The 21721-nt window shown below is 70.5% G+C and carries 16 protein-coding genes, 1 tRNA gene and 2 pseudogenes; 6 read left to right on the forward strand and 13 right to left on the reverse strand.

What is annotated here, in order from left to right:
- Positions 1-50 precede the first annotated feature (50 nt).
- A complete protein-coding gene (locus tag OG841_RS06855; protein ID WP_328642277.1) occupies positions 51-1073 on the forward strand; it encodes a TolB family protein in 1023 nt (340 codons plus the stop codon).
- Between the two features lie 10 nt (positions 1074-1083).
- On the opposite strand, the gene OG841_RS06860 is transcribed toward OG841_RS06855, so the two are convergent.
- Positions 1084-2898 carry an ABC transporter ATP-binding protein gene (locus OG841_RS06860; protein ID WP_365118761.1) on the reverse strand — a complete coding sequence of 605 codons (1815 nt, stop codon included), beginning with the start codon at positions 2896-2898 and terminating at the stop codon, positions 1084-1086.
- A 168-nt stretch (positions 2899-3066) separates the two neighbouring features.
- Here OG841_RS06860 and OG841_RS06865 point away from each other — a divergent pair, with 168 nt between their 5' ends.
- Both OG841_RS06865 and OG841_RS06870 read left to right on the forward strand, forming a co-directional pair.
- Positions 3067-6027 carry a GH59 galactosidase gene (locus OG841_RS06865; RefSeq protein ID WP_371564029.1) on the forward strand — a complete coding sequence of 987 codons (2961 nt, stop codon included), beginning with the start codon at positions 3067-3069 and terminating at the stop codon, positions 6025-6027.
- Between the two features lie 190 nt (positions 6028-6217).
- Positions 6218-8014, forward strand: coding sequence for an APC family permease (locus OG841_RS06870; protein WP_371564031.1), 1797 nt, complete (start codon positions 6218-6220; stop codon positions 8012-8014).
- Here OG841_RS06870 and OG841_RS06875 read toward each other — a convergent pair.
- The 5 genes from OG841_RS06875 to OG841_RS06895 all read right to left on the reverse strand — a co-directional run bounded on the left by OG841_RS06875 (position 7998) and on the right by OG841_RS06895 (position 12860).
- A complete protein-coding gene (locus OG841_RS06875) occupies positions 7998-9665 on the reverse strand; it encodes a hypothetical protein (RefSeq protein ID WP_371564033.1) in 1668 nt (555 codons plus the stop codon). The two genes, OG841_RS06870 and OG841_RS06875, sit on opposite strands and share 17 nt — an antisense overlap.
- Positions 9662-10690, reverse strand: a complete 1029-nt coding sequence (locus OG841_RS06880) for a hypothetical protein (protein ID WP_328642272.1) — start codon at positions 10688-10690, stop codon at positions 9662-9664. The genes OG841_RS06875 and OG841_RS06880 overlap by 4 nt, the downstream gene beginning before the upstream one ends.
- 5 nt (positions 10691-10695) lie before the next feature.
- The gene (locus tag OG841_RS06885) at positions 10696-11052 is read right to left on the reverse strand and encodes a hypothetical protein (RefSeq protein ID WP_328642271.1); all 357 of its coding nucleotides are present in this window, start codon (positions 11050-11052) and stop codon (positions 10696-10698) included.
- Between the two features lie 225 nt (positions 11053-11277).
- A tRNA-Pro gene (locus OG841_RS06890) sits at positions 11278-11351 on the reverse strand.
- 81 nt (positions 11352-11432) lie between these two features.
- Positions 11433-12860, reverse strand: coding sequence for an MFS transporter (locus tag OG841_RS06895; RefSeq protein ID WP_371564035.1), 1428 nt, complete (start codon positions 12858-12860; stop codon positions 11433-11435).
- A 175-nt stretch (positions 12861-13035) separates the two neighbouring features.
- Here OG841_RS06895 and OG841_RS06900 point away from each other — a divergent pair, with 175 nt between their 5' ends.
- Positions 13036-13614, forward strand: coding sequence for a TetR/AcrR family transcriptional regulator (locus OG841_RS06900; RefSeq protein ID WP_371564037.1), 579 nt, complete (start codon positions 13036-13038; stop codon positions 13612-13614).
- Positions 13615-13826: 212 nt separating this feature from the next.
- Here OG841_RS06900 and OG841_RS06905 read toward each other — a convergent pair.
- The 6 genes and pseudogenes from OG841_RS06905 to OG841_RS06930 all read right to left on the reverse strand — a co-directional run.
- Positions 13827-14159: pseudogene (locus OG841_RS06905) on the reverse strand (MFS transporter); the annotation flags it as partial.
- Between the two features lie 116 nt (positions 14160-14275).
- Positions 14276-15226 (reverse strand): catechol 2,3-dioxygenase, encoded by a 951-nt coding sequence (locus tag OG841_RS06910; protein WP_328642268.1) that lies wholly within the window; start codon positions 15224-15226, stop codon positions 14276-14278.
- The gene (locus OG841_RS06915; protein ID WP_371570596.1) at positions 15226-16281 is read right to left on the reverse strand and encodes a 4-oxalomesaconate tautomerase; all 1056 of its coding nucleotides are present in this window, start codon (positions 16279-16281) and stop codon (positions 15226-15228) included. The genes OG841_RS06910 and OG841_RS06915 overlap by 1 nt, the downstream gene beginning before the upstream one ends.
- Positions 16282-16304: 23 nt before the next feature.
- Positions 16305-17006 (reverse strand): 4-carboxy-4-hydroxy-2-oxoadipate aldolase/oxaloacetate decarboxylase, encoded by a 702-nt coding sequence (locus OG841_RS06920; protein ID WP_371564039.1) that lies wholly within the window; start codon positions 17004-17006, stop codon positions 16305-16307.
- Complete coding sequence (locus OG841_RS06925) at positions 17006-17755, reverse strand: PIG-L deacetylase family protein (protein WP_328642265.1); 750 nt, start codon at positions 17753-17755, stop codon at positions 17006-17008. Before OG841_RS06925 ends, OG841_RS06920 begins: the two co-directional genes overlap by 1 nt.
- Before the next feature lie 48 nt (positions 17756-17803).
- Entirely contained in the window at positions 17804-18454 is a 651-nt protein-coding gene (locus tag OG841_RS06930) for a GntR family transcriptional regulator (RefSeq protein WP_328642264.1), read from the reverse strand.
- A gap of 186 nt (positions 18455-18640) precedes the next feature.
- On the opposite strand from OG841_RS06930, the pseudogene OG841_RS06935 reads away from it, so the two are divergent.
- Both OG841_RS06935 and OG841_RS06940 read left to right on the forward strand, forming a co-directional pair.
- Positions 18641-20120: pseudogene (locus OG841_RS06935) on the forward strand (MFS transporter).
- A gap of 215 nt (positions 20121-20335) precedes the next feature.
- Positions 20336-20680, forward strand: coding sequence for a cupin domain-containing protein (locus OG841_RS06940; RefSeq protein WP_328642262.1), 345 nt, complete (start codon positions 20336-20338; stop codon positions 20678-20680).
- On the opposite strand, the gene OG841_RS06945 is transcribed toward OG841_RS06940, so the two are convergent.
- On the reverse strand, positions 20670-21674 hold the full coding sequence (locus tag OG841_RS06945) for a LacI family DNA-binding transcriptional regulator (protein WP_328642261.1): 1005 nt from the start codon (positions 21672-21674) through the stop codon (positions 20670-20672). The genes OG841_RS06940 and OG841_RS06945 overlap by 11 nt on opposite strands.
- Between the last annotated feature and the right edge of the window lie 47 nt (positions 21675-21721).

The following is a 21721-nucleotide window of genomic DNA, read 5'->3' on the forward strand; positions in this document are numbered from 1 at the left end:
GCCCCGAGGGCGCGCGGGTCCCGATGATCACCACAGCCACGAGGAACCACATGACACCGATACGCCGCCGCCTGCTCGTTCTGGTCACGGCGGTCGTGCTGCTCGCGGGCGTGGGCACCGGGATGGTGCTGCACGCCGCCGACCGCGCCGACCGGGCGAACCGGCCGCAGTCGGGCGGCCCCGCCGTCAGCACGGGCCGGCTGACGCTCGACCAGAAGAACCGCCTGACGTTCATCAACGCGGCCGCCGGCCCGCACCGCACCGCCGTCGCCTCGGTCCCCTCCGCGGATCCGAAGGGCGGTCGGACCGCCTCCGACCTCAAGTGCGCGCGCTTCTACGCGGCGGCCGGCACCGGTATCTGCCTCCAGTCCAACCCCGGTGTCCTCAAGCAGAGCAACCGCGCGCTGCTCCTGGACGCCGACCTGCGCACCCGGCACACCTACGCCCTCGCGGGCACCCCCAGCCGGGCCCGGGTCTCCCCCAGCGGCCGCTTCGTCGCCTGGACGGTCTTCGTCTCCGGCGAGTCCTACTCGTCGGCCTTCTTCTCCACCCGGACCTCGGTCCTGGACACCCGCACCATGAAGCTGACGCCCAGTCTGGAGACGTTCTCCATCGTCCTGGACGGCACGTCGTACCGGGCCTCGGACGTCAACTTCTGGGGCGTCACCTTCGCTTCGGACGACGACACGTTCTACGCCACCCTCAACACCGCCAACAAGACCTATCTGGTGCGGGGTTCACTCTCCCGCAGGACGGTGACCACGCTGGCCGAGAACGTGGAGTGCCCCTCGCTCTCCCCCGACGGAACCCGAGTGGCCTTCAAGAAGCGGGTGTTGTCCCGTACCGACCTGTGGCACGAGTACGTTCTCGACCTGCGCACCCTCAAGGAGACCGCGCTCGCCGAACGCCACAGCGTCGACGACCAGGCCACCTGGCTCGACAACAGGACCGTCGCCTACGCCCTGCCCACCGACGGCAAGGTCGGCAGCAGCGACCTGTGGAGCGTGCCGGCCGACGGCACGGGCATACCCCGCCTGTTGATCTCGGGTGCGTCCTCCCCGGCACCCCTGTGAACCACCCCGTTCAGTGCAACTCGACCTCCACGGGCTCGTCTTCGAGGAAGCCGCCCGACTGGTGGTGCCACAGCTTGGCGTACGGGCCGTCCAGCGCGAGCAGTTCCTGGTGACTGCCCTGTTCGACGATCCGACCGCGGTCGAGGACGACGAGCTGGTCCATGCCCGCGACCGTGCTCAGCCGGTGCGCCACCACGAGCGCCGTCCGCCCCTCCATGAGCCGCCACAGCGCCTCCTGGACCAGGATCTCGCTCTCCGAGTCCAGGGCGCTGGTGGCCTCGTCGAGCAGCAGGATCGGCGCGTCCCGCAGGATCGCCCGCGCGAGGGCGACGCGCTGGCGCTGTCCGCCGGACAGTTTGACGCCGCGCTCGCCCACCAGGGTCTCGAAGCCCTCCGGCAGCGCGTCGGCGAACTCCGTGACGTGTGCCGCCTCGGCCGCGCGGCGGATCTCGGCCTCGGTGGCGTCGGGCCGGGCGAAGGCGATGTTGTCCCGCAGGGTGCGGTGGAACATCGCCGGGTCCTGCGGCACATAGGCCATCAGACCGCGCAGGTCGGTCTGGCGCAGTCTGCTGATGTCCTGTCCGCCGACCAGGATCCGGCCGCCGTCGATGTCCTGCATCCGCAGCAGCAGCCGGGTGAGTGTGGTCTTGCCGCCGCCGGACCGGCCGACGAGCCCCACCTTCGTCCCGCCGGGCACGAACAGGTCGAGGCCCTCGAAGAGCAGCTCCGCACCTGTGTGGGCGAAGTTCACCCGCTCGAATCGGACGTCGGCCTTCCCGGGCAGCAGCGGCTCGGGCGCGGGCGGGTCGAGCACCGTCGGCGGAGTCAGCAGCAGCTCGGTGAACTGCGCGGCCTCCGTCATCGAGCTCTCCAGGCGACGGTAGATCTGGTTGAACTCGAACATGATCCGGGTCGCGTTGGAGTAGTAGGTGAAGGCGACCACGACCGCCTCCACACCGTGGCTGCCTCCGCCGAGCGTGACCGCGAGGAGCAGGCCCAGCGCGTTGGTCAGCACGGACATCGGCGCCACGAAGGTGTCGATGCGCAGGTTGCCGTAGTCCCACGACCGGAGCGTGAGCCGGCGTGAGGTCGCGACGCGGGAGCGGTGTTCGGCGGCCTCGCGTGCCTCGGCGCCGAACGCACGGACGGTGTCCATGTTCATCAGGCTGTCGGCGACGTGTCCGGAGACCCGCGCGACCGCCGCCTCGCGCTCGGCGACCAGCGCCTGGCGGCGCCGGATGAGGGGTGCCGCGCACAGCGCGGTCACCGCGATCATCGTCAACAGGCCGACGACGAGCAGCGGTTCGTAGCGCCACAGCACCACCGAGCCGAACAGCAGCGGTACGACGTTGCCCACGACCTGGAACGCCAGGGTGTCGACGAACGGCTCGAAACGGGTGGCGAAGCTCAGGACGCGCTTGGTGAGGGACCCGGCGAAGTTGTCATGGAAGAACGTGGCGTCCTTGGCGAACAGTTCGTCCATTCCGATCACGTACAGATGCTCGATGCCAAGGGCGTCGAGACGGTTCATACAGTGCAGGGCGACTCGCCACAGCGCCTCCGCGAGCAGCAGGACACCGGCGAAACCCAGGACGTACGGGAGTGCCGACCCGGCGGTCAGTTCGGCACCGTCGGCGATGTCGCCGGCGAGCCTCGCGACGATCAGCGGGGCGATGTAGTTGAGGCCGATGCCGCCCAGCGCGAACAGCACCATGGCGGGAACCGTCAGCCGGCGGAGCCGGGCCAACTCCCGTCCGTAGTAACGAAGCGCGAGGAGCACCGCGCCCCTGCGCGGCGTGATCTTCTCCAGCTCAGGTGTGTGCATCCTAACCCTGTGTGTATGGGGCGTAGCGGTCCGAGTTCGGCAGTGTCCCGCGACGGCACCTTCGCGGTCCACGCGTTTTTCGGCAGGTCACACCCCCCGGGGACGGTCACATCCCGAGTGACGCAAGGGGATTGACGTAGAAAGCGCTTGCCGCCTACGGTCCCCCGAATGGGTATGCAGCGAAGATTCGGCTGGGCGTCCCTCGCCGCGGCGACCACCATGGCACTGGCGGCAGGAGTGACCGCGGCGCCCGCCGCCCACTCCGCGGACGACCCCGTGCAGATCGTGGTCGACGGGAACGACGTACGCGCGGACAACGTGAACGGCCTGACCTACAAGGGCCTCGGCCTGCTCAGCTGCAACAGCACGAGCAATCTGCTGATGGACTACAAGGCGGAGCACCCCGAACGGTACTGGCAGCTCATCAGGGTCCTGTTCGGCGGGAAGAGCCCCCTGATCAACCACGTCAAGATCGAGATGGGTTCGGACACCAACACCTCCACCGGTTCCGATCCCGCGACGATGCGCACCCGCGACGAACTCGCCGACGCGTCCCGCTCCCCCGGCTTCCAACTCGCCGCCGACGCCAAGACGGTCAACCCGAGGCTCAAGGTGTCGATCCTGCGCTGGGTGATGCCCCAGTGGGTGCAGAGCGAGTGGAACAAGGGCACCGGCACCGACGAGATGTACCGGTGGTACAAGGAGACGATCCTCGACGCGTACCAGAAGTACGGGTACATGGTCGACTACGTGAATCCGGACACCAACGAAACCCAGAAACCGGACATCTCCTTCATCAAGTGGTACAAGAGCACGCTGGCGAACGACACCGAATTCAGCGATTCACGCTATGGCCTGACTGCCCGTCAGCAGAAGTCGGCCGCGAAGGCGTACCACGACATCAAGATCGTCGCCTCGGACGAGAACACCACGAAGAACATCGGCCCGGCGATGCTCACGGACACCGAGCTGTTCGGCATGGTCGACGCGGTGGGCTACCACTACACCACCGACGACCGGCTCGACGGCACGTCGGACAGCGCCACCTACCGGCCGTACACGAAGCTGGCGACCGGCGACAACACCTACGGTCAGGACAAGGAGGTCTGGTACAGCGAGGGCGTCGGCTCCTTCGGCTGGACGGACTACCGGGTCTCCAACACCGAGGGGCCGGGCGGCGCGAGCACGGGCATCGGCGGTGTGCAGAGCGCCCTCGACGTCGCCAACCGCTCCGTGAAGAGCTACGCCAACTCCAAGCGGACGCACTACATCTTCCAGCCGGCGATCGGGTCCTTCTACGAGGGCGCGCAGTACAGCCACAAGGAGCTGGTCAGCGCCCGTGACCCGTGGTCGGGGAGCATCCATTACGACGCCGCCGTGTATGTGATGCAGCACTTCACCCAGTTCGCGAAGACCGGCTGGGAGAACGACACCAACACGGCCGGCATCTGGCGCACCGTGCCCGAGGCGAGCTACAGCGGCGTCAGCGGCACCGAGAACGTCGACGGCTCGAACGGCGCCCCCAGCTACATGACGCTCGCCGACCCGGCGAAAAAGGACTTCTCGACGATCGCCGTCAACGACAGCGACCGGACGAAGAGTTACCGCATCAAGGCCGAGAACATGGCCCTGGGCGGCGATCCCACCATGGAGGTCTGGGAGACCCGCGCGGCGGACCCCGGCCAGGCCTACGACGCCAACTTCAAGCATCTGGCCGCGCAGATCCGGCCCGACAGCGACGGCTACTACACCTACACCGTCCAGCCGCGCTCGATCGTCACGTTCACCACCCTCGACCGCAGCTCCGACAAGGCGACGAAACAGCGCCTTCCGGAGTCCGCCGCCCGCACGGTCCTCGACACCGACGTGGCCGGCAAGAGACACGACACCCACGACAGCGTCCTGTATGCCGACGACTTCGGGTACAAGGAGGAGGGCCGGGTCCAGGTCGGCACGGACAACGGCGCCCGCAAGGTCTCCCAGTCGTACCTCGCCTCCCGTGGCAACCAGCCCCGTTACCTGGTCGACCAGACCGGCGCCTGGGAGGTCGGCAAGGGGCCGAGCGGCGACAACGTGCTGTACCAGTACCTGGACCAGTCCATGAAGGACACCGGCGCCTGGAACCGGAACACCCCCAACACCACGGTCGGCGACTTCCGTTGGGAGAACTACCGGGCCTCGGTCGATGTCTCCTTCCCGGACCCGGCCGGCGGCCTCGCCACCCTGGGCGTACGCCAGCAGAAAGGCATGGCCGCGACCGACGCCGCGTACAGCGTCGGGATCGGCCCGAGCGGGAGCTGGACCTTTTACCGGTACGGCACGGCGCTGCGGACCGGGACGGTCGCCGCGTCCGACGGCTACCGCCTCGCCGTCGAGGCCAAGGGCGCGACCGTCACCGCGTACGTCGACGGCCAGGCCGTCGCCGGCTACCAGGACCCGACGCCGGTGACCGAGGGCCGCGTCAAGCTCGGCACCGATTTCCACACGACCGCGTTCGACAACCTGCGGGTCGAGAAGGTCGCCGGCTACACCCCGTACGCCACCACGCTGACCGACAACATGGACGGCTCGGTCGCCTACGAGGGCACCTGGAGCCGGAACGCCTCCCTCGGCGACGCGATGAACTGGTACCGCTCGACGTCGACCAGCGCCACCGCGGGGGCGACCGTCACCGTCCCGTTCCGCGGCACGGGCATCGACGTCATCGGCGGCAACGACGGAAGTGCCGTCCTCGACGTCCTGGTGGACAGCCGGCCCGTCGCCCGGAACGCGAGGACCACCGCCACCGACAAGCGTCAGGCGACGTACTCGCTCCGCGGCCTGCCCGACGGCAGACACACGGCGACGTTCACCCTCAGGTCCGGGAAGATCGTGCTCGACGCGTTCACCGCACTCTCCGGCGACGTGGACGGGCCGGTCGACACGACTCCGCTCCGGACCGCCCTGGACGCGGTGGGCTCCCCGGACCGGAGCGACTACACGGCCGACTCCTGGGCCGACTTCGCCACCGCACGCACGGCCGCCAGAGCCGCGGTGCGCGGGCAGAAGGGCCTCGACGTCCTCGGCGTCGGCCAGCTCGCGAGCAGGCTCGTGGATGCCTACGACAGGCTGGTCCGCACGGAGCCCTGACGACGCCACCGGCGGGCCCGTCCCTTCGGGCGGACCCGCCGGCCAGGGGCAGCGAGGGGGAACCTGCGAAGGCGTCGTCCCGGCATCGATTCAGTACCGGTTCCTCACCTGCCGTCCACAACCTCCCGCGTCGCTCCCGAAGATAACCTGGTCTGCGGTAACTCCGGGGGAGGGGGACGAGTTGGGGTGGATGGGCGACCGGGGCTCGGCACGGTCGGGCTCGTTGGAGGACGCCGACGAACGCCGTCGGCTGTCCACACTGGATCTGGTGGGGCTCGCCGCCGGCGGTGTCGTGGGTTCCGGGTGGCTGCTGGCGGCCGGTAAAGCCCACTGGGCGGCCGGTGACAACGCCGTGTGGGCCTGGGCGGCCGGCGGAGCGCTGATGCTGCTGATAGCGGCCGTGATGGTCGAACTGGGCATCGCCGTCCCCAAGACGGGCGGCCTGATCTTCCTCCCCCTGCAGGCCGCGGGCCCGCTGGTGGCCACGGTCGTGGCCGCCGGGCTGTGGATCGTGTACGCGGTGAATCCGGCCAGCGAGGCGGTGGCCATGGTGCACGGACTGGCGTACTGGTTCCCGTCGTTGCTGCGGAACGGGGAGGCGCTGAGGAACGTCGCCGCGCCCACCCCGCAGAGCATGGAACACGCCTACGACTTCTCCATGACCGGCGTCCTGTGGGCTGTGGTGTTCATGGCGCTGATCGTCGGGCTCAACCTGCTGCCGCCGCGCCGGCTGATCAGGCTGAACCTCTTCATCACCATGGTGAAGGTCCTGGTGCCGGTGCTGATCATCGTCTGTCTGGGGTTCGCCGCGTTCGACGCCGCCGAGAGCTGCAAGCCGGAGCAGGTCTGGTACCTCAGCGGGCGCTCGGGAACCGCCGAGCACCTGCAGAGCCAGGCCGGGCACCTGTCGCCGCTGTACGTGGTCCTGGGCGGCGCCGTCATCTACGCGTACATCGGCTTCCAGGCGCCGCTCGACTTCGCCGGCAACGTCAAACGGCGGGGCATGGGCGAGGCGGCGCGGCTGCGCTGGGCGGTGTACGGCACGCTCGTCGGCGCGTTCGTGCTGTACACGGCGCTGCAGTACGTGTTCGGCAGGCACTGCCAGGGGCTCACCGGGAACATGCTCGAATCGCCGTACTCCCAGTTCGCCGCGGCGGCGACGCTGACCTGGCTGGCCTGGCTGATCCGGGTGAACGCGGTGCTGTCGCCGATGGGGTCAGGCCTCGTCTTCACCCACGCCCTGACCCGTGAGGTCGCTGCCCTCAGCCGCGCCCACCTCACCCACCGCGGGCTGCAGACGGCGCGCCGGGCGTCGTTCCGGTTCCGGGACGGCGAGATCGACGCGTACTGGATGATCCTGCTGGTCAACTTCGCGATAGGGCTGGCGATGCTCGTCGTGGTGCGGGGCAACTGGGAGGAACTGGTCACCCTCAACAGCGTCCCGACGCTGGTCGTGTACGCCACGCCGGGCGTCGTCCTGGTGGCGCTGAAACTGCCCGGGTTCGGGCGCACGCGCCGGATGGTGCACCTGACGCTCTCCGCCACCGCGTTCGTCGCGATCGCCGTCGTGATGCTCGAGGCGGGGTGGCCCAACGTGTGGCGGGGCATGGCCGCCGTGGGAATCGGCTCGGCGCTGCTGCTCGGGCTCCCCTGGCTGGCCAGACGCGATCTGCCCTTCATAGGAGGCCTGTTCAGGCGCTACGACGCCCGGGACCACGTCTCTCGCTTCGCCACCCGCGGGGACCCGGCGGTACGACCGGTGCTGCTGTTCCTCGCGCACTGGGCGGTGATCGTGTCGTGCACACTGCTGCGGGACGTCCTGAGCGAGGATCTGGCCATAGTGCCGCAGCTGATCGTGGCCCTGTCGGCGGCTGTCGTCTTCCCGCTGCTGGTCCGGGCCTGCCGACGCTACATGGACAGAGTGCCGCCCACCCTGCCCGTGCCCCGCCGTGAACCTCAGGAAGTGCCCGTCACCGCAGGGACTTGATGACCCACTCCGCCGCCTCGTGCTGCTCTGCCGCCCGCAGTTCGGCCACCGCGTCATCGCGGTGGCCCACGTCCGACCAGCGGCCCACGGTGGCCCGCAGCAGCAGCTCGGCGTCCGGCAGCGGCAGTGCCAGTACCCCGCCCACGACCTGGACTACGGCGGCCGGAGTCACCAACTGCTCGTTCTCCAGGAACCGTTCGAGCAAGGTCCAGGCCTCGTCGCGCAGGTCGGCGCGGTGCAGACGGGCCGCGACGTCGGCGACGAGGGCTGCGTCGACCGTCAACCAGGTCGAGGGGTCGGAGAGTTCGCGGCAGGCCGCGTCCACCGCGGCCGAGTGGCGGGTCCGCAGCGCGCTCACGCACTCCACGAACCAGTCCCGGTCCGCGTGCGGCTCCATGACGGCCAGAGCCAGCCGGCGTCCCGCCTCGTCCGCGGCCCGGGTCCGGTCACGACTGCGCTCGACGTTGTCCAGCAGCGCCACCAGTTCGATGCCGGAGCGCCCCTCGACGCTCACGGCGGCGACGTAGCGCAGCAGCCGGGAGCACTCGGGAGCCGCGTCCTTCTCCGGCAGCCACTCGTCCAGGTGTTTCAGCTCGTCGAGGGGGCGGGGGGCGGAGCCCGGGGTGGCGGAACCCGCCACGATGTCGGCCAGCAGCTCCCGGGTGGTGCGGGTCAGGGCCGGCTCCTTGTGCCAGTACGACACGAGCGCGGCGAGTTCCTGGACGTTCGTGTGCCCGGCCGCGTAGTGACGCACCAGGGCGCACTTGGCGGGTGAGTCCTCCTCCTTCGCCAGCAGCGCGCAGAGCTTCACCACGTGCCGGGGCCGCGTGGTGCGGCCGATGTGCTCGGCGAGGGCGTCGTGGCCGGTCCCGCGCCGGGCGACCAGCTTCGCCACCAGTCGCCGGGTCATCTCCACCTGGGTCGCGTCCGAGGCCTTCAGTCTCTCCTCGATCCAGCGCTCCAGAACCCGCCCGACCGGGCTGAGGTGCTGGAACGCGCCCGACAGGTCGGCGATCTCCTCGCCCTCCTCGCCCGGCCCGGCGCCCGGGTCGCTGTCGGCCATCGCCCGCAAGGTCAGTTCCAGCAGCCGGTCGGCCTCACGGTCACAGCCCTCGTCGCGGAGCGCGGTGTACAGCAGTGCCTTGTCGAGGTTGGTGCGGCCGGAGCCGGGGCCCGCGAACACCTGCACGGTGCGCTCCGCGAGGTCGGACCCCCGCTCCTCCACGACCCGCACGAACACCGCCACGTCGAAGGCCGTGCGCTGGCAGGCCACGTCGTGCACGATGCTCGCGGTGATCGGGGCGCGCTCGCTGCCGGACTCCGCCTCCTGCTGCATCACGGCCAGCTCGGCGGCCTCTCCGACGGGCCGTGACAGGGCGGCCGTCGCCATCAGCATGACGCCGTCCCGCGGGTCGAAGTGGTGGGCGAGCTCGACCAGTTCGTCGACCGGACGGCGCAGCGCGAAGGCGTACAGGGCGCGCATGGCCATCGCCTCGCGATGCTCCTTGCGCATCCTGTCCAGGATGCCCATGAAGTGCCTGACCTCGGCCCGCGCGACCCAGGCGTACGCCTCGTTGAGCGACTCGGCCAGGTCCGGCTGGAAGAGGTGATGGGTGCGGCGGTCGCCCGCGGCGCTGTCGGCGCCGGTCATCCGCCGCCCAGCATCGCGGGTTCGATCTCACCCCAGTACCTGACGAAGTCGGCGGGGTCGGGCAGCAGTTCGCCGGCCTTCCGGTCGACGCGGCGTGCCAGGTCCCGGCTCTGCTCGTCCCCGGCCTTCAGTCGTACGACCACGCGGCCCGCGAGGTCGGGTCGGCGCATCAGATCGGCCAGGTTGCGCTCGCCGTTGAGGAGCAGCTCGCGCACCCATTCGTCCACCGTGCCGAGCGCGCGGGTCCGGGGCCGGCGGCCCTTGGCGTGGTTGGTGAACAGCGGGGCCGCCTCCGAGGCGTCGTTCAGCAGCATCCGCGGCGCGTGGTGCACGCCGCACTCCTGCATCCCCTCGTCGATACCGGCGCGGAGTGCGCCGAGGGTGAGGTCCTCGGGGTGCTCGGGCATGCCCTGCCCGAGCACGTTCAGCAGATGGCCGCTGAACGGTGTGCAGGTGTCGAGGGGGTGAGGCAGGTTCTGGCAGGCGCCGGCCCACGCGTTGTGCACGCTGCCGCCGACCGCGGTGAGGACGCAGGTGCCGTTGTAGCGGGTGCCGAGAGCGCCCGGCAGGGCGGACTCGGGTCCCAGGTGGGGCAGCATGCTGGAGTAACAGCAGTCCGCTATCAGCACTTTGAGGCCGGCCTTGCTCTTCCTGATCGCCCGGTACACGTACCAGGCGGACAGCCATGTCCAGGGTTCGCTGACGCGCGAGGAGCCGACCGCGAAGTGGACCTGGCCGCCGGGCACGTCCTGCCAGTAGGCGCCGTGCCCGACGTACACCACGAGCAGGGTGTCCTCCGGGCCCTCGCCGGCCGCGGCCGCCTCCTGGAGGGCGCACATCACGTCGTCGGCCGTCCGCACCTCGTCCGGCTCCAGCACCGGGGAGCGGTCGGCGGCGCCCCACCGCGGGTCCCGGGCCAGCGCGGCCCCGTAGGCACGGGCGCTCGCCTCGATCGTCGGATAGCCCTGTATGCCGGATTCGTCACCGTATGTACCGACGCCGATCACCAGCGCCCGGGATGCCATGCCGGTCAGCTCCCCTCGGGGGTGGTGAGGCCGTCGGTGCGCGGCGCGGGCCGCGGGTCCTGGGCGGGCGGCGGGGCCTGCGGGGGCTGGACGACGATGATGGTGACGGGTGGCGGATCGAGCCTGCGGCCCCGCCAGGTCTCGATCGCGCGTTGCACGGCGACCTGCACCGCGGCACCGACAGCGCCGCCGAGCACGGCCTCCAGCATGATGGCGGCGAGGCCGCCGTCGAGGGTGCCGTCCTGCCCGGCCGTCTCCAGCCGCCAGGTCAGCCCTGTCTCCCGTCCCAGCTCCTCCAGGAGCTGCTCCGGCTCGTCGAGCCCGACCGGTCCCTCGACCTTCACGGAGATCGTCGCCGTCATCCCTCGTGCCTCCCCTGCCGCCGCGCGGCGTACCCACCCCACTCTGCCAGGCCGAACGCCTGCTGTGCGAGGGCGCGTTGACGCTCGTTACAGGGTCAGTACGTCCGCGCCCGCGATCGCCCACAACGGCGGAGGGGAAGCGGGCCGTTGTGCGCCGGTTCCTCCCGGCAGCCTCCATCGAAAAGGGCCCTCGCGGGTTGTCACCCACGAAGGCCCTCCGTGCCGTCGGGACGACAGGATTTGAACCTGCGACCCCTTGACCCCCAGTCAAGTGCGCTACCAAGCTGCGCCACGTCCCGGCCGCGTCTCCCACGGATGTTCCGTGTGATCGCGCAGGTAGACCCTACCTCACACGCGCGGCCGGACCGACTGGCGGAAGGTCAGCCCCGGGTGGCGACCGGCTCGCGAAGCTCCGTGGTCCCGGTGACGATCCGGCGCCCGGCCCGCCGTACCGGAACCAGCAGGGCAGCCAGCGCCGCCGCCAGGCACAGCACCGCGAGCAGGGTGAAGCCGTGGGCGTAGCCGGACTCGTACGGCAGTCCCGAGGCCTGCAGATGCCCCGTGACCAGGACGCTGGTCACGGCCGCGCCGATGGAGCCGCCGATGGTGCGGATGTTGGCGTTCATACCGGTGGCGGCGCCGGTCTGGTCGGCCGGGACGCTGCCCACGATCAGGTTGGCCATGGAGGCGAACGCAAGACCGATGCCGAGGCCGAACAGGCCCGCGACCACGGCGATCTGCCACTGCTCGTCGTGCCAGAGAGCGAGGAAGCCGCAGGCCACCGCGCCCAGCGCGGCACCGGTCACCAGAAGAGGCTTGGCGCCGACGACCGGCTCCAGACGGCCGCTGAGCACACCGGAGAAGAACATCGCCACCAGCATCGGCAGCATGAGCAGCCCGGCGGCGGTGACGCTCGCGCCGAAGCCGTACCCGGCCGACGACGGCGTCTGGACGAAGCCCGGCAGGAAGGACCAGATGGAGTACATCCCGGCGCCGAAGAGCAGTGCCACGGCGTTGGTGGCCCGGACGGCCGGCAGGCGCATCACCTTCAGGTCGATCAGCGGGCTGCGGGAGCGGGCCTCGGAGTACAGCCACAGCGCGAACAGCACGACGGCCGCGCCGAACAGACCGAGCACCCGGGCCGAGCCCCAGCCCCACGTACCCGCCTGACTGAGCGGCAGCAGCAGCGCGACCAGCCACGCGGACAGCAGGACGGCACCGAGCCAATTGACGTTCCCCTGGGCCCTGTTGGGCGACTCGGGCACATATCGTACGGCGATGAGGGTGGCGGCGATCACGATGGCGACCGGGATCCAGAACAGCCAGCGGTAGTCGAGCGCGGTCACGATGGGACCGGCCGCCACCATGCCCACGCCACCGCCGGCGGCGATCACGGCGGAGAGGTTGCTGATGGAGCCGCTCACCTCGGACGCGGCGAACTCGTCCCGGATGATGCCGAAGGAGAGCGGGAAGAGGGCGCCGCCGACACCCTGGACGACCCGGGCGACGATGAGGACGCCGATGCTCGGCGCGAGCGCGGCGAGGAGACAGCCGACCGCCACGGTCACGAGGACGGCGACGAGCGTGCGCTTCTTGCCGATCAGGTCGCCGACGCGGCCGAGGATCGGTGTGAAGATCGAGGCGGACAGCAGATACGCGGTCATCACCCAGGTCGCGGTGGACTGCGAGGTGTGCAGCGCGTGCTGGACGGTCGGCAGGGCCGGCGCGATCAGCGACTGGAGCATGGAGAACACGCCGGCACCGGTCGCGAGGACCGCGAAGGTGAGGCGGGTGGACTTGCGGGGCATGAAGAGCCTCTCCGAACACAGAGTGCGGCCGGAGCCTCGTGGGAAGCGGTCGCGGAAAGGACGATGGAGGTACCTCGACTGCTAAAGTGGAGGTACGCCTCCACTCTATCGGAGGCAAGCCTCCGCTTCAACCCGTACCGGAGGTGCACCTCCGTTTCCTCCCCGGGAGGCAGCCGTGACCGCCCCGTCGTTCCCCGTCACCGAGATCGTCGCGTCCCGTCGGCCCCACCGGAAGGACGCCGCCCGCAACTACGACGCCCTGCTGGCCGCCGCCCGCGAGGCGTTCGCGGAGCACGGGGCGGAGGCCTCCCTGGAGGACATCGCGCGCCGGGCGGGCGTGGGCATCGGCACGCTGTACCGGAACTTCCCCACCCGCCGCCATCTCTTCGAGACGGTCTACGCGGACGACGTGAACACCCTGGTGCAGGTGGCCCAGGACCTCGCCGACGAGGAGCCCTGGCAGGCCCTCACGACCTGGCTCGACCGGTTCGCCGGCTACATGGTGACCAAGCGGGCCGTCCGCGAGGCCCTCAACGACGAGTCGGAGATCTTCGCGGCCTGCCGGGACTCGATGTACGCGGCGGGCGGGCCGTTGCTGGAGCGGGCGCAGGAGGCGGGCCGGGCGCGGCGGGACATGGACTTCGTGGACCTGTTGCGGATGGTCGCCGGCATCACGGCGACGGCCTTCGACGACGACGCCCAGCGCGACCGGGTGCTGTCGATCGCGCTGGACGGGGTGCGCGTGTCGCACTGAGCCGGAGCACGCCCGGGAACTCGGGGCGACCTGTCGTGTTGATTACGTCAGCTCCCCCGTCCCCCACCTCTCCCGCAACATCGGCAACAGCCTGGCGACCCGGCGGCACCGCCGCCGGAGCGTCCGCGCCGAACGCCGGCTCCCGCGTCCTCGCGGTGGCCGGCATTCGTCCTCGCCCCCTGGGGCGGCAGGTCGGGTCAGTGTGCGGCCACCAGTTCCCGCTCGCCGTCGGTGGCCGTCCGCTGGGAGCTGCGCAGGGCGGCGATACCGATGAAGACCATCAGCTTCTTGCGCCCGATCCGGTCGGCGATCGTGCCGGCGACGAGGGCGCCGACCAGCATGCCGAAGGTGGCGTAGCTGCCGAGGTCGCCGGCCTGGTCCGCGGTGAGGCCGAAGGTCCTGGTCTCCAGCAGGTGCGGCAGCACCGAGCCGTAGATGAACATGTCGAGACCGTCGAAGAGCACGGCCAGCCAGCACAGACCGACGACCAGGAGGGCCAGCCTGCTGCCGCGGGCCGACAGGAGCGGGGAGGGGGAGGTGGACATCGTTGGTTACCTCTCGTACGTGGTGCGCCAGACGCTAAGGAGCCACCGCCCGGAGTGTCACCTCTTTTGTCAACAATCTCATTGACAATCGATGCCCGGGGGTGGCTCCACACGCCTCAGCCGACCGGCGGCGTCCCGTGCGTGTGGAACGACTCGATGGTCTTCAGCCCCCAGGCCTGCCCCTTCTTCCGCTCGTCCTCGGTCCAGGTGACGAGCGGCCAGTCGGGCGCCAGCACCAGCCGGGTGAGCGGGTTGCACAGCTCGATGCGGTTGCCGCCGGGCTCGTAGACGTACAGGAAGAACGTCTGCTGGATGGCGTGCTTGTGGGGGCCCGTCTCGATGAACACACCGGTGTCGATGGCGAGATCGGCCGCGCGCAGGATGTCCTCGCGGGTGTCGGTCGCGAAGGCGATGTGGTGCAGCCGTCCCTCGCTGCCGGTCCAGTCCGAGGTGTAGACGACGTCGTACGACTTGTTCGTGTACGTCAGCCAGCGCGCCGCGATCTTCCCGCTGTCCAGCCGGATCTGTTCGGTGGGCCGGGCGCCGAGGACGTGTCGCTGGAACTCCGCGTTCGCGAGCACGTCGCCGGCGAGAAAGTTGATGTGGTCCAACCGCCGTACGCCCACTCCCCTGTTGGGCTTGGCCTGCGGCTGGTTCTTCAGCGCCGGTCGGAGTTCCTCCGGGGCACGGTAGTACTCGCTCTCCCAGTAGAGGGCGTGCTCATGACCGTCCGGGTCGGTGGTGACGTACAGCTTGCCCAGGCCGGGTTCGTCCTCGACCCATCTGCCCGTGCCGCCCGACTCCTCAACCGCCTTGATACGGCGGTGAAGTGCCTCCTCGCCGGAGGTGCGCAGGGCGAGCCTGCCGAGGCCGGGCCGGTCGCGGGCGGTGAGCACCAGGCTGTGGTGCTCGTAGTCGTCGTAGGTCCGCAGATACACCGTGTCGCCGTCCTGGCCGTTGACCGTCAGGCCCAGGTAGTCGGTGAAGAAGGCGACGCTGGCGTCCAGGTCCGGGGTGAAGAGCTGGGTGTGGCCGATGTGGGCGATGTCGCCGAGCGGCGGAGTCATCAGAGACCTCCTGTGAGTCGGTCGACGGCCCGGGGGAACACGGTGCCGTCGAAGATCTTGCGGGCCGTACGGACCACGGCGGTGCGCCGGGCGGAGGGCGGGCCGCCGGGGCCGGCGGTCAGGCTGCTCTCGATGTCCAGGAATCCCGTGGGGTGTTCTATGCGGACGCGGTCGCTCCCGGGATCGATCTCCGCGAGGCCGGCGCCCACACCCCCCTCGATCCGCAGGCCCGCGGCCACACTGGCCGCGCCCAGGACGCCGATGGAGGGGTGGCAGCGCACCGGGATGAAGGTGCGGGTGGTCACCGCACCGCCGTCGCGCGGCGGGGCGAGCAGCGTGAGCTTGGGGACGGTGGCGTCGGACACGTCCCCCAGGCCCATCAGACGGCCCGCCGCCAGCCGTATGGAGTGCAGCCGGTCGGCGAGGGCGAGGTCCTCCTCCAGGTCCCCGGGCCGCTCGTAGCCGGTGACCTCGAGCGAGGACGCCGGGATCAGGACGGTCGGCATGCCGTTGTTCACGCAGGTCACCTCGACGCCGTCGATGACGTCGGCGGCCTTGCCGGTGGGCAGCAACTCCCCGGCGCCCGGCGGGAACTCGATCACCACGGGCGCGGCCGTCCCCGGCACGCCCGAGATCTCGGCGTCCCCCGTGTACCGCACCCGGCCCCCGGGGGTCGGGAAGGTCGCCGTCGCGTGGTCGCCGGTGTTGACCATGCGGATCCGGACGGAGGTCTCCTGCTCCCCCGCCGGGACGAGTCCGCGCTCGACGGCGAACGGGCCGACGCCGGCGAGGAGGTTCCCGCAGTTCTGACGGTCACTCACCTCGGGTCGGTCGAGCACGACTTGGAGGAAAAGGTAGTCGACGTCGGCCTCCGGGTCGGCGGACGGGGAGATCACGGCGACCTTGCTGGTGAGCGGGTGCGCGCCGCCCAGGCCGTCGATCTGCCGTTCGTCCGGGCTGCCCATGATCCGCAGCAACAGGTCGTCGCGCAGGGCGGGTTCGGCGGGCAGGTCGTCGGCGAGGAAGTAGGCGCCCTTGGACGTGCCGCCCCGCATCAGCAGGCAGGGCACCCCCTCGGTCACGGCCGCTCCCCCTCGCACTCCTCGTACGTCCGGTACTCCACGCCGAGCCTCTTCAGCGTCTCCCGCAACCCGTAGCGATCCAGCCCGAGTTGGCCCTCGACGAAGGCGGCGCGGGTGGCGGCCTCCTTGGCCTCGCGGGCTTCGGACCTCTCGACGGTCTCGCGGGCACGCTCGCGGGGGACGACCACGACACCGTCGTCATCGGCGAGGATCACGTCGCCCGGGCGGATCACCTGGCCGTCGATGGCGATCGGCACGTTGACCGAGCCGCCCGTGGCCTTGACCGTGCCCTGCGAGGAGACGGCCCGGGACCAGGCGGCGAAGCCCATATCGCGCAGCTCCTGGGTGTCGCGGATGCCGGTGTTGGTGACGACCCCGCGCACCCCGCGCTGCCGCAGGGCGGTCGCGAACAGCTCGCCGAACAGGCCGTCCGTGCACGGCGAGGTGGTGGTGACGACGAGGAGGTCGCCCTCGCCGCACTGCTCGACGGCCGCGTGGATCATGAGGTTGTCACCGGGCCAGCCGATCACGGTGACGGCCGTGCCCGCGACGCGTACGCCCTGCTGGACAGGGCGAACGGCCGGGCCCAGCAGGCCGGTTCGGCCCATCGCCTCGCTGACGGTGGCCACGCCGTACCGCGCCAGCGCGTCGACGTCCTTCAGGTCCGCCTTCGGTGGGTTGGTGACGATCACGCCCATCACGCCAGCTCCTTCGCGATCTGCGGGTAGGGGCGCATGTACGCCTCGGCCATGGTCTTGTGGGCCAGACCCAGGTTCGGGCCCGCGTTGCGCTTGAGCTGGACGCCCCGGCGGACGGCGAGGTCGGTGTAGTAGTCCCACAGGTGCTGCTGGGCGCCGAGGCACTCCATGGCCTTGCGCTTGGTCTCCCAGACCTCGGTGATGTCGAGGAGCACCTCGGGCTTGAAGCCGCTCATCTCGGGCTGGTGGGGCTCGAAGTAGAAGACCGGCGGGGCGCCGATGATCTCGCCCTCCCCCGGGTAGCCGATGGCCTGCGCCAGGACCCTGGCCTCCAGGGCCATACGGTGGGCGGCGGGATGGTCGCCGTTGTACGGGTCCTCGACCGGGTGCGTGAGCACGACGTCGGGCTGCGTGGCCCGGTAGACCCCGACGAGCTTGTCGGTCAACTCGGCGGTGGCGACCAGCGGGTAGTCGCCGGCGTCGAAGAAGCGCACCTCGGCGCCGAGGGTCGCGGCGGCGCGCTCGGCCTCGTCCCGGCGTATCGCCTTGATCTCGTCGAGTTTCCTGCCCTCGCGCCAGGCCTTGGCGGACTCCCCGCGCTCGCCGAAGGTCAGACAGGCGATGGTGACCTTCTCGCCCCGGGAGGCGGCCAGGGCGATGGCTCCGCCCGCCCGCCACACGAAGTCCCCGGCATGCGCGGTGATCACCAGTGTCGAACGTGGAGGGGCGGGCGCGCCTGACTGCGTCATTACGGACATCTCCTTGAAGTCGACAGGTTCGCGCCCGCCTCGCGCGGCTCAGTCGCGCAGCGCCTCGATCACGCTGGTGAGGTGGGCGCGGACGGCCTTCTCGGCCGCCTGCGGGTCCCTGGCCCTGATCGCCTCGATCATCGCCAGATGCTCGTTCAGGGAGTGCTGCGGGCGTCCCGGCCGGAGCGCCAACTGGAAGCGGTGACGCACCAGTTGGGCGTTCAGCCGCTCCAGCAGATCCACGGCGGTCCGCTGGCCCGAGAGCTCCCGCACCCGGGCGTGCAGCTCCTGGTTGAGCTCGGAGTAGGTCATCGGCTCGCCGTCGGCCACGGCCTTGGTCATCGCCGTGCCCAGTTCGGTCAGCTCGGCGAGCTGCTCGTCACTGGCCAGGGTCGCCGCCTTGGCCGCGCACAGTCCTTCGAGGACCATGCGGCACTCGGTGATGGCGACCGCCTCCTCGACGGTCACCACCCGCACCCGGGAACCCCGGTTGCGGATCCGCTCGACGAGGCCCTGGGCCTCCAGATCGATGAGTGCGGCCCGGATGCTGGCCCGTGTCACACCGAACTGCTCGGCGAGCTCGTTCTCCACCAGCCGCTGCGCCGGTGCCATCTCGCCGTGCAGGATCGCCTGCCGCAGCTGCGCGAGCGCGTGCTGTTTGGCCTGCTCCCCGGTGCTCGGACGGGCTTCTTTCGGCATCGCTGCCCTCCCTGAGTGAGTGCCTGTCGAACCTAAATCTAGCCAAACAAGATTGTCAACAATTTTGTCTGCCATATCGGGAAGCCGCGCCGCACAGCACACCGCCATTGAACTTGCTTAAGTCAATCAATTGCGATTCACTTGAGTGAGTCAAGCAATACCAGGTTCCCTGCCGGAGGCCCAGCCATGTCCGACGCCCTTGCCCAACCCGCCGAACCGGGGTCGTCAGCCCCACCCGAGCCGAACGCCGTGGTGGCGGTCCTGGCCCTGGCCGGAATCGTCGTCTCGCTGATGCAGACCCTGGTCATCCCGATCGTTCCCGAGCTGCCCGAGCTCCTGCACGCGGAGCCCTCCGACACCGCCTGGGCTGTCACCGCCACCCTGCTCGCCGCGTCCGTGGCCACGCCGGTCGTCGGGCGGCTCGGCGACATGTTCGGCAAGCGCCGGATGCTGCTGCTCAGCATCGTGCTGCTGGTCTCCGGTTCGCTGGTCTGCGGCCTCGCCGACTCCCTCGTCCCGATGATCGTCGGACGTGCGCTGCAGGGTCTGGCCGCCGCGGTCGTACCGCTCGGCATCAGCATCATGCGGGACGCGCTGCCGGCCGACCGGCTGGCCGGGTCCACGGCGTTGATGAGTGCCTCGCTCGGTGTCGGTGGTGCGCTGGGGCTGCCCGCCGCCGCGTTCATCGCCGACAACTGGAACTGGCACATCCTGTTCTGGGTCTCGGCCGCTCTCGGTGCCGTCGCCTTCGTGCTCGTCCTGCTGATCGTGCCCGAGTCCAAGGTGCGCGCCGGGGGCCGGTTCGACCTCGTCGGTTCGCTGGGTCTGTCGGCCGGTCTGGTCTCGCTGCTGCTGACCGTCTCCAAGGGCGGTGACTGGGGCTGGACGAGCGGCACCACAGTCGCTCTCGGCACCGCCGCGGTCGTGATCCTGCCGGCCTGGGGCTGGTGGGAACTGCGCAGCCCGCAGCCGCTGGTCGACCTCCGGACCACCGCCAAGCCGCAGGTGCTGTTCACCAAACCTCGCCTCGATCGCGCTCGGGGTCTCGATGTTCGCGATGTCCCTGGTGCTCCCGCAGTTGCTCCAGCTGCCCGAGCAGACCGGCTACGGCCTCGGCAAGTCCATGCTGACGGTCGGCCTGGTGCTGCCCCCGCAGGGCCTGGTGATGATGGCCATGTCCGCCGTCTCCGCGGCCGTCACCAAGGCCAAGGGCCCCAAGGTCACGCTGATGATCGGCGCGCTGATCGTGGCCGCCGGCTACGCGCTCAACATCGTCCTGATGTCCGAGGTCTGGCACCTCGTCCTGGTCTCCTGCGTCATCGGCGCCGGCATCGGCTTCACCTACGGCGCGCTGCCCGCCCTGATCATGGGTGCCGTGGACCCCACCCAGACAGGCGCCGCGAACAGCCTCAACACCTTGATGCGATCCCTGGGCACCTCCTTCGCCAGCGCTCTCGCCGGTGTGATCCTGGCCCGGATGACCACCGATTTCGGCGGCACCGCGCTGCCCTCGGAGATCGGCTTCAAGGTCGTCATGGTGATCGGGGCGGGGGCGGCGCTGCTCGCGTTCGCCGTAGCGACCTTCATCCCCCGCCGGCGGCACGCCACCCCGCAGCCCCCGGCCGACGGGCCGACGAAGCCGACGGAGGTCGGCGCCAAGGCGTAGGACCGGGCTCGGTACCGGACTGACCGGCCGTCGCTCCCTGGTCGGGGCGGCGGCCGGGGCGGCGTTGGCGTGGCCGCGCCCGACCGCGGGGCGGCGACCACGATCACCCGGGCCACCAGGCGCCGCCAGGTCGCGACGGAGTGTCCTCCCACCTGCGCCGACACTCCACACACTGTCGACCCACGGGCCGGGAACGACCTCGCTAGGGTCTCACCATGGACCACAGCTTCGTACTCCACATCCCCGACGCCGAGCTCGAATCCGAGCCCCTCGCGCGGGAGCAGATCGTCTCGGGGACGCCCGAGGTGACCGGAAAGGTGGTCTGGGAGTCGGAGGACGGACGACAGATCCGTGGCATCTGGCAGATCACGCCCGGAGTCGTCACCGACACGGAGGCGGACGAACTGTTCGTCGTGATCAGCGGGTCGGCGACCATCGAGGTCGAGGGCGGGCCGACGCTGAAGGTGGGGCCCGGCGACATGGCCGTACTGCGTGCGGGCGACCGTACGACGTGGACCGTGCACGAGACCCTGCGGAAGGCGTACGCGATCAATCTGTGAGCGGGCCCGCCGTGGTCCCCCGGATCTCCAGCACCGGCGCTGCGAGATCCGTGCGCCCCTCTCCCCCACGCCCCTCGAACCGGTCGAGCAGACACCGCGCGGCCCGGCGGCCGACCTCGTGGCTGGCGTTGTCGACGGTGGTGAGCCAGACGTGGCGGAGCCGGGCGATGCTCGTGTTGTCGTAGCCGACGACGGACAGGTCGCGCGGGACGCTCAGGCCGAGTTCCTCCGCGGCCGACACCGCGCCGATCGCGGCGATGTCGTTGAAGGCGAAGACGGCCGTCGGCCGGTCGGGGCGGCTCAGCAGCCGGACCGTCGTGCGGTAGCCGCCCTCCTCGGTCATGTCACTCGCCTCGACGACCGCCTCCTGGGCGAGGCCGTGCGCCCGCATCGTCGCCTCGAAGCTGCGCCGGCGCAGCTCGCCGACCGCCCCGTACCCCGCGATGTGCGCGACGCGGCGGTGACCGAGGCCGATCAGGTGCTCGGTGACCAGGCGGGCGCCGCGCTCGTCGTCGTTGGCGACGACGTCCACCCCCGGCAGCCTGGGCTCGCGCGCGCCCGCCACGACCACCGGGAGCCGCTCGGCCACCGCCCCGAGCGCGGCGGCGTCGGGCAGCGTGCCGACCACGATCAGGCCGTCCACCCCGAGGTCCAGGAAGGGACCGGCCGGATCCTGTCCGGTACGGCGGTTGAGACGGGCGTCGGCCAGGAGCATGCGCAGGCCGTTGTCGTGGAGCAGGGAGTTCAGACCGTCGAGCAGATCCACGAACCAGGGGTTGCGCAGGTCGTTCAGGAGGACGCCGACCGTGCGGGTGCGCTGCTCGCTGAGGCTCCGGGCGGCGGCGTTCGGACGGTAGCCGAGTTCGCGCACGGCCCGCAGCACGGCCTCCCGCTTCTCCGGGCGCACCTGCTCGGAGCCCCGCAGCACGAGGGAGACCAGCGACTTCGAGACACCGGCCCGGTCGGCCACATCGCGGATCGTCGGCGCTCTCATGGGTATGGACCGTTCCATGGCGCAGCACGGCTTGTCAAAGGGTTGAC

The sequence above is a fragment of the Streptomyces canus genome (assembly GCF_041435015.1).
Lineage (GTDB): Bacteria > Actinomycetota > Actinomycetes > Streptomycetales > Streptomycetaceae > Streptomyces > Streptomyces canus_G.

What these genes read in the sequence shown, in the direction of transcription:
- OG841_RS06945 (WP_328642261.1), bottom strand. Translation starts at nt 21,674, where the DNA reads ATGAGAGCGCCGACGATCCGCGATGTGGCCGACCGGGCCGGTGTCTCG.
- OG841_RS06930 (WP_328642264.1), bottom strand. Translation starts at nt 18,454, where the DNA reads ATGCCGAAAGAAGCCCGTCCGAGCACCGGGGAGCAGGCCAAACAGCAC.
- OG841_RS06855 (WP_328642277.1), top strand. Translation starts at nt 51, where the DNA reads ATGACACCGATACGCCGCCGCCTGCTCGTTCTGGTCACGGCGGTCGTG.
- OG841_RS06865 (WP_371564029.1), top strand. Translation starts at nt 3,067, where the DNA reads ATGGGTATGCAGCGAAGATTCGGCTGGGCGTCCCTCGCCGCGGCGACC.
- OG841_RS06880 (WP_328642272.1), bottom strand. Translation starts at nt 10,690, where the DNA reads ATGGCATCCCGGGCGCTGGTGATCGGCGTCGGTACATACGGTGACGAA.
- OG841_RS06870 (WP_371564031.1), top strand. Translation starts at nt 6,218, where the DNA reads ATGGGCGACCGGGGCTCGGCACGGTCGGGCTCGTTGGAGGACGCCGAC.
- OG841_RS06910 (WP_328642268.1), bottom strand. Translation starts at nt 15,226, where the DNA reads ATGACTCCGCCGCTCGGCGACATCGCCCACATCGGCCACACCCAGCTC.
- OG841_RS06875 (WP_371564033.1), bottom strand. Translation starts at nt 9,665, where the DNA reads ATGACCGGCGCCGACAGCGCCGCGGGCGACCGCCGCACCCATCACCTC.
- OG841_RS06940 (WP_328642262.1), top strand. Translation starts at nt 20,336, where the DNA reads ATGGACCACAGCTTCGTACTCCACATCCCCGACGCCGAGCTCGAATCC.
- OG841_RS06860 (WP_365118761.1), bottom strand. Translation starts at nt 2,898, where the DNA reads ATGCACACACCTGAGCTGGAGAAGATCACGCCGCGCAGGGGCGCGGTG.
- OG841_RS06885 (WP_328642271.1), bottom strand. Translation starts at nt 11,052, where the DNA reads ATGACGGCGACGATCTCCGTGAAGGTCGAGGGACCGGTCGGGCTCGAC.
- OG841_RS06915 (WP_371570596.1), bottom strand. Translation starts at nt 16,281, where the DNA reads ATGCGGGGCGGCACGTCCAAGGGCGCCTACTTCCTCGCCGACGACCTG.
- OG841_RS06920 (WP_371564039.1), bottom strand. Translation starts at nt 17,006, where the DNA reads ATGGGCGTGATCGTCACCAACCCACCGAAGGCGGACCTGAAGGACGTC.
- OG841_RS06925 (WP_328642265.1), bottom strand. Translation starts at nt 17,755, where the DNA reads ATGACGCAGTCAGGCGCGCCCGCCCCTCCACGTTCGACACTGGTGATC.
- OG841_RS06895 (WP_371564035.1), bottom strand. Translation starts at nt 12,860, where the DNA reads ATGCCCCGCAAGTCCACCCGCCTCACCTTCGCGGTCCTCGCGACCGGT.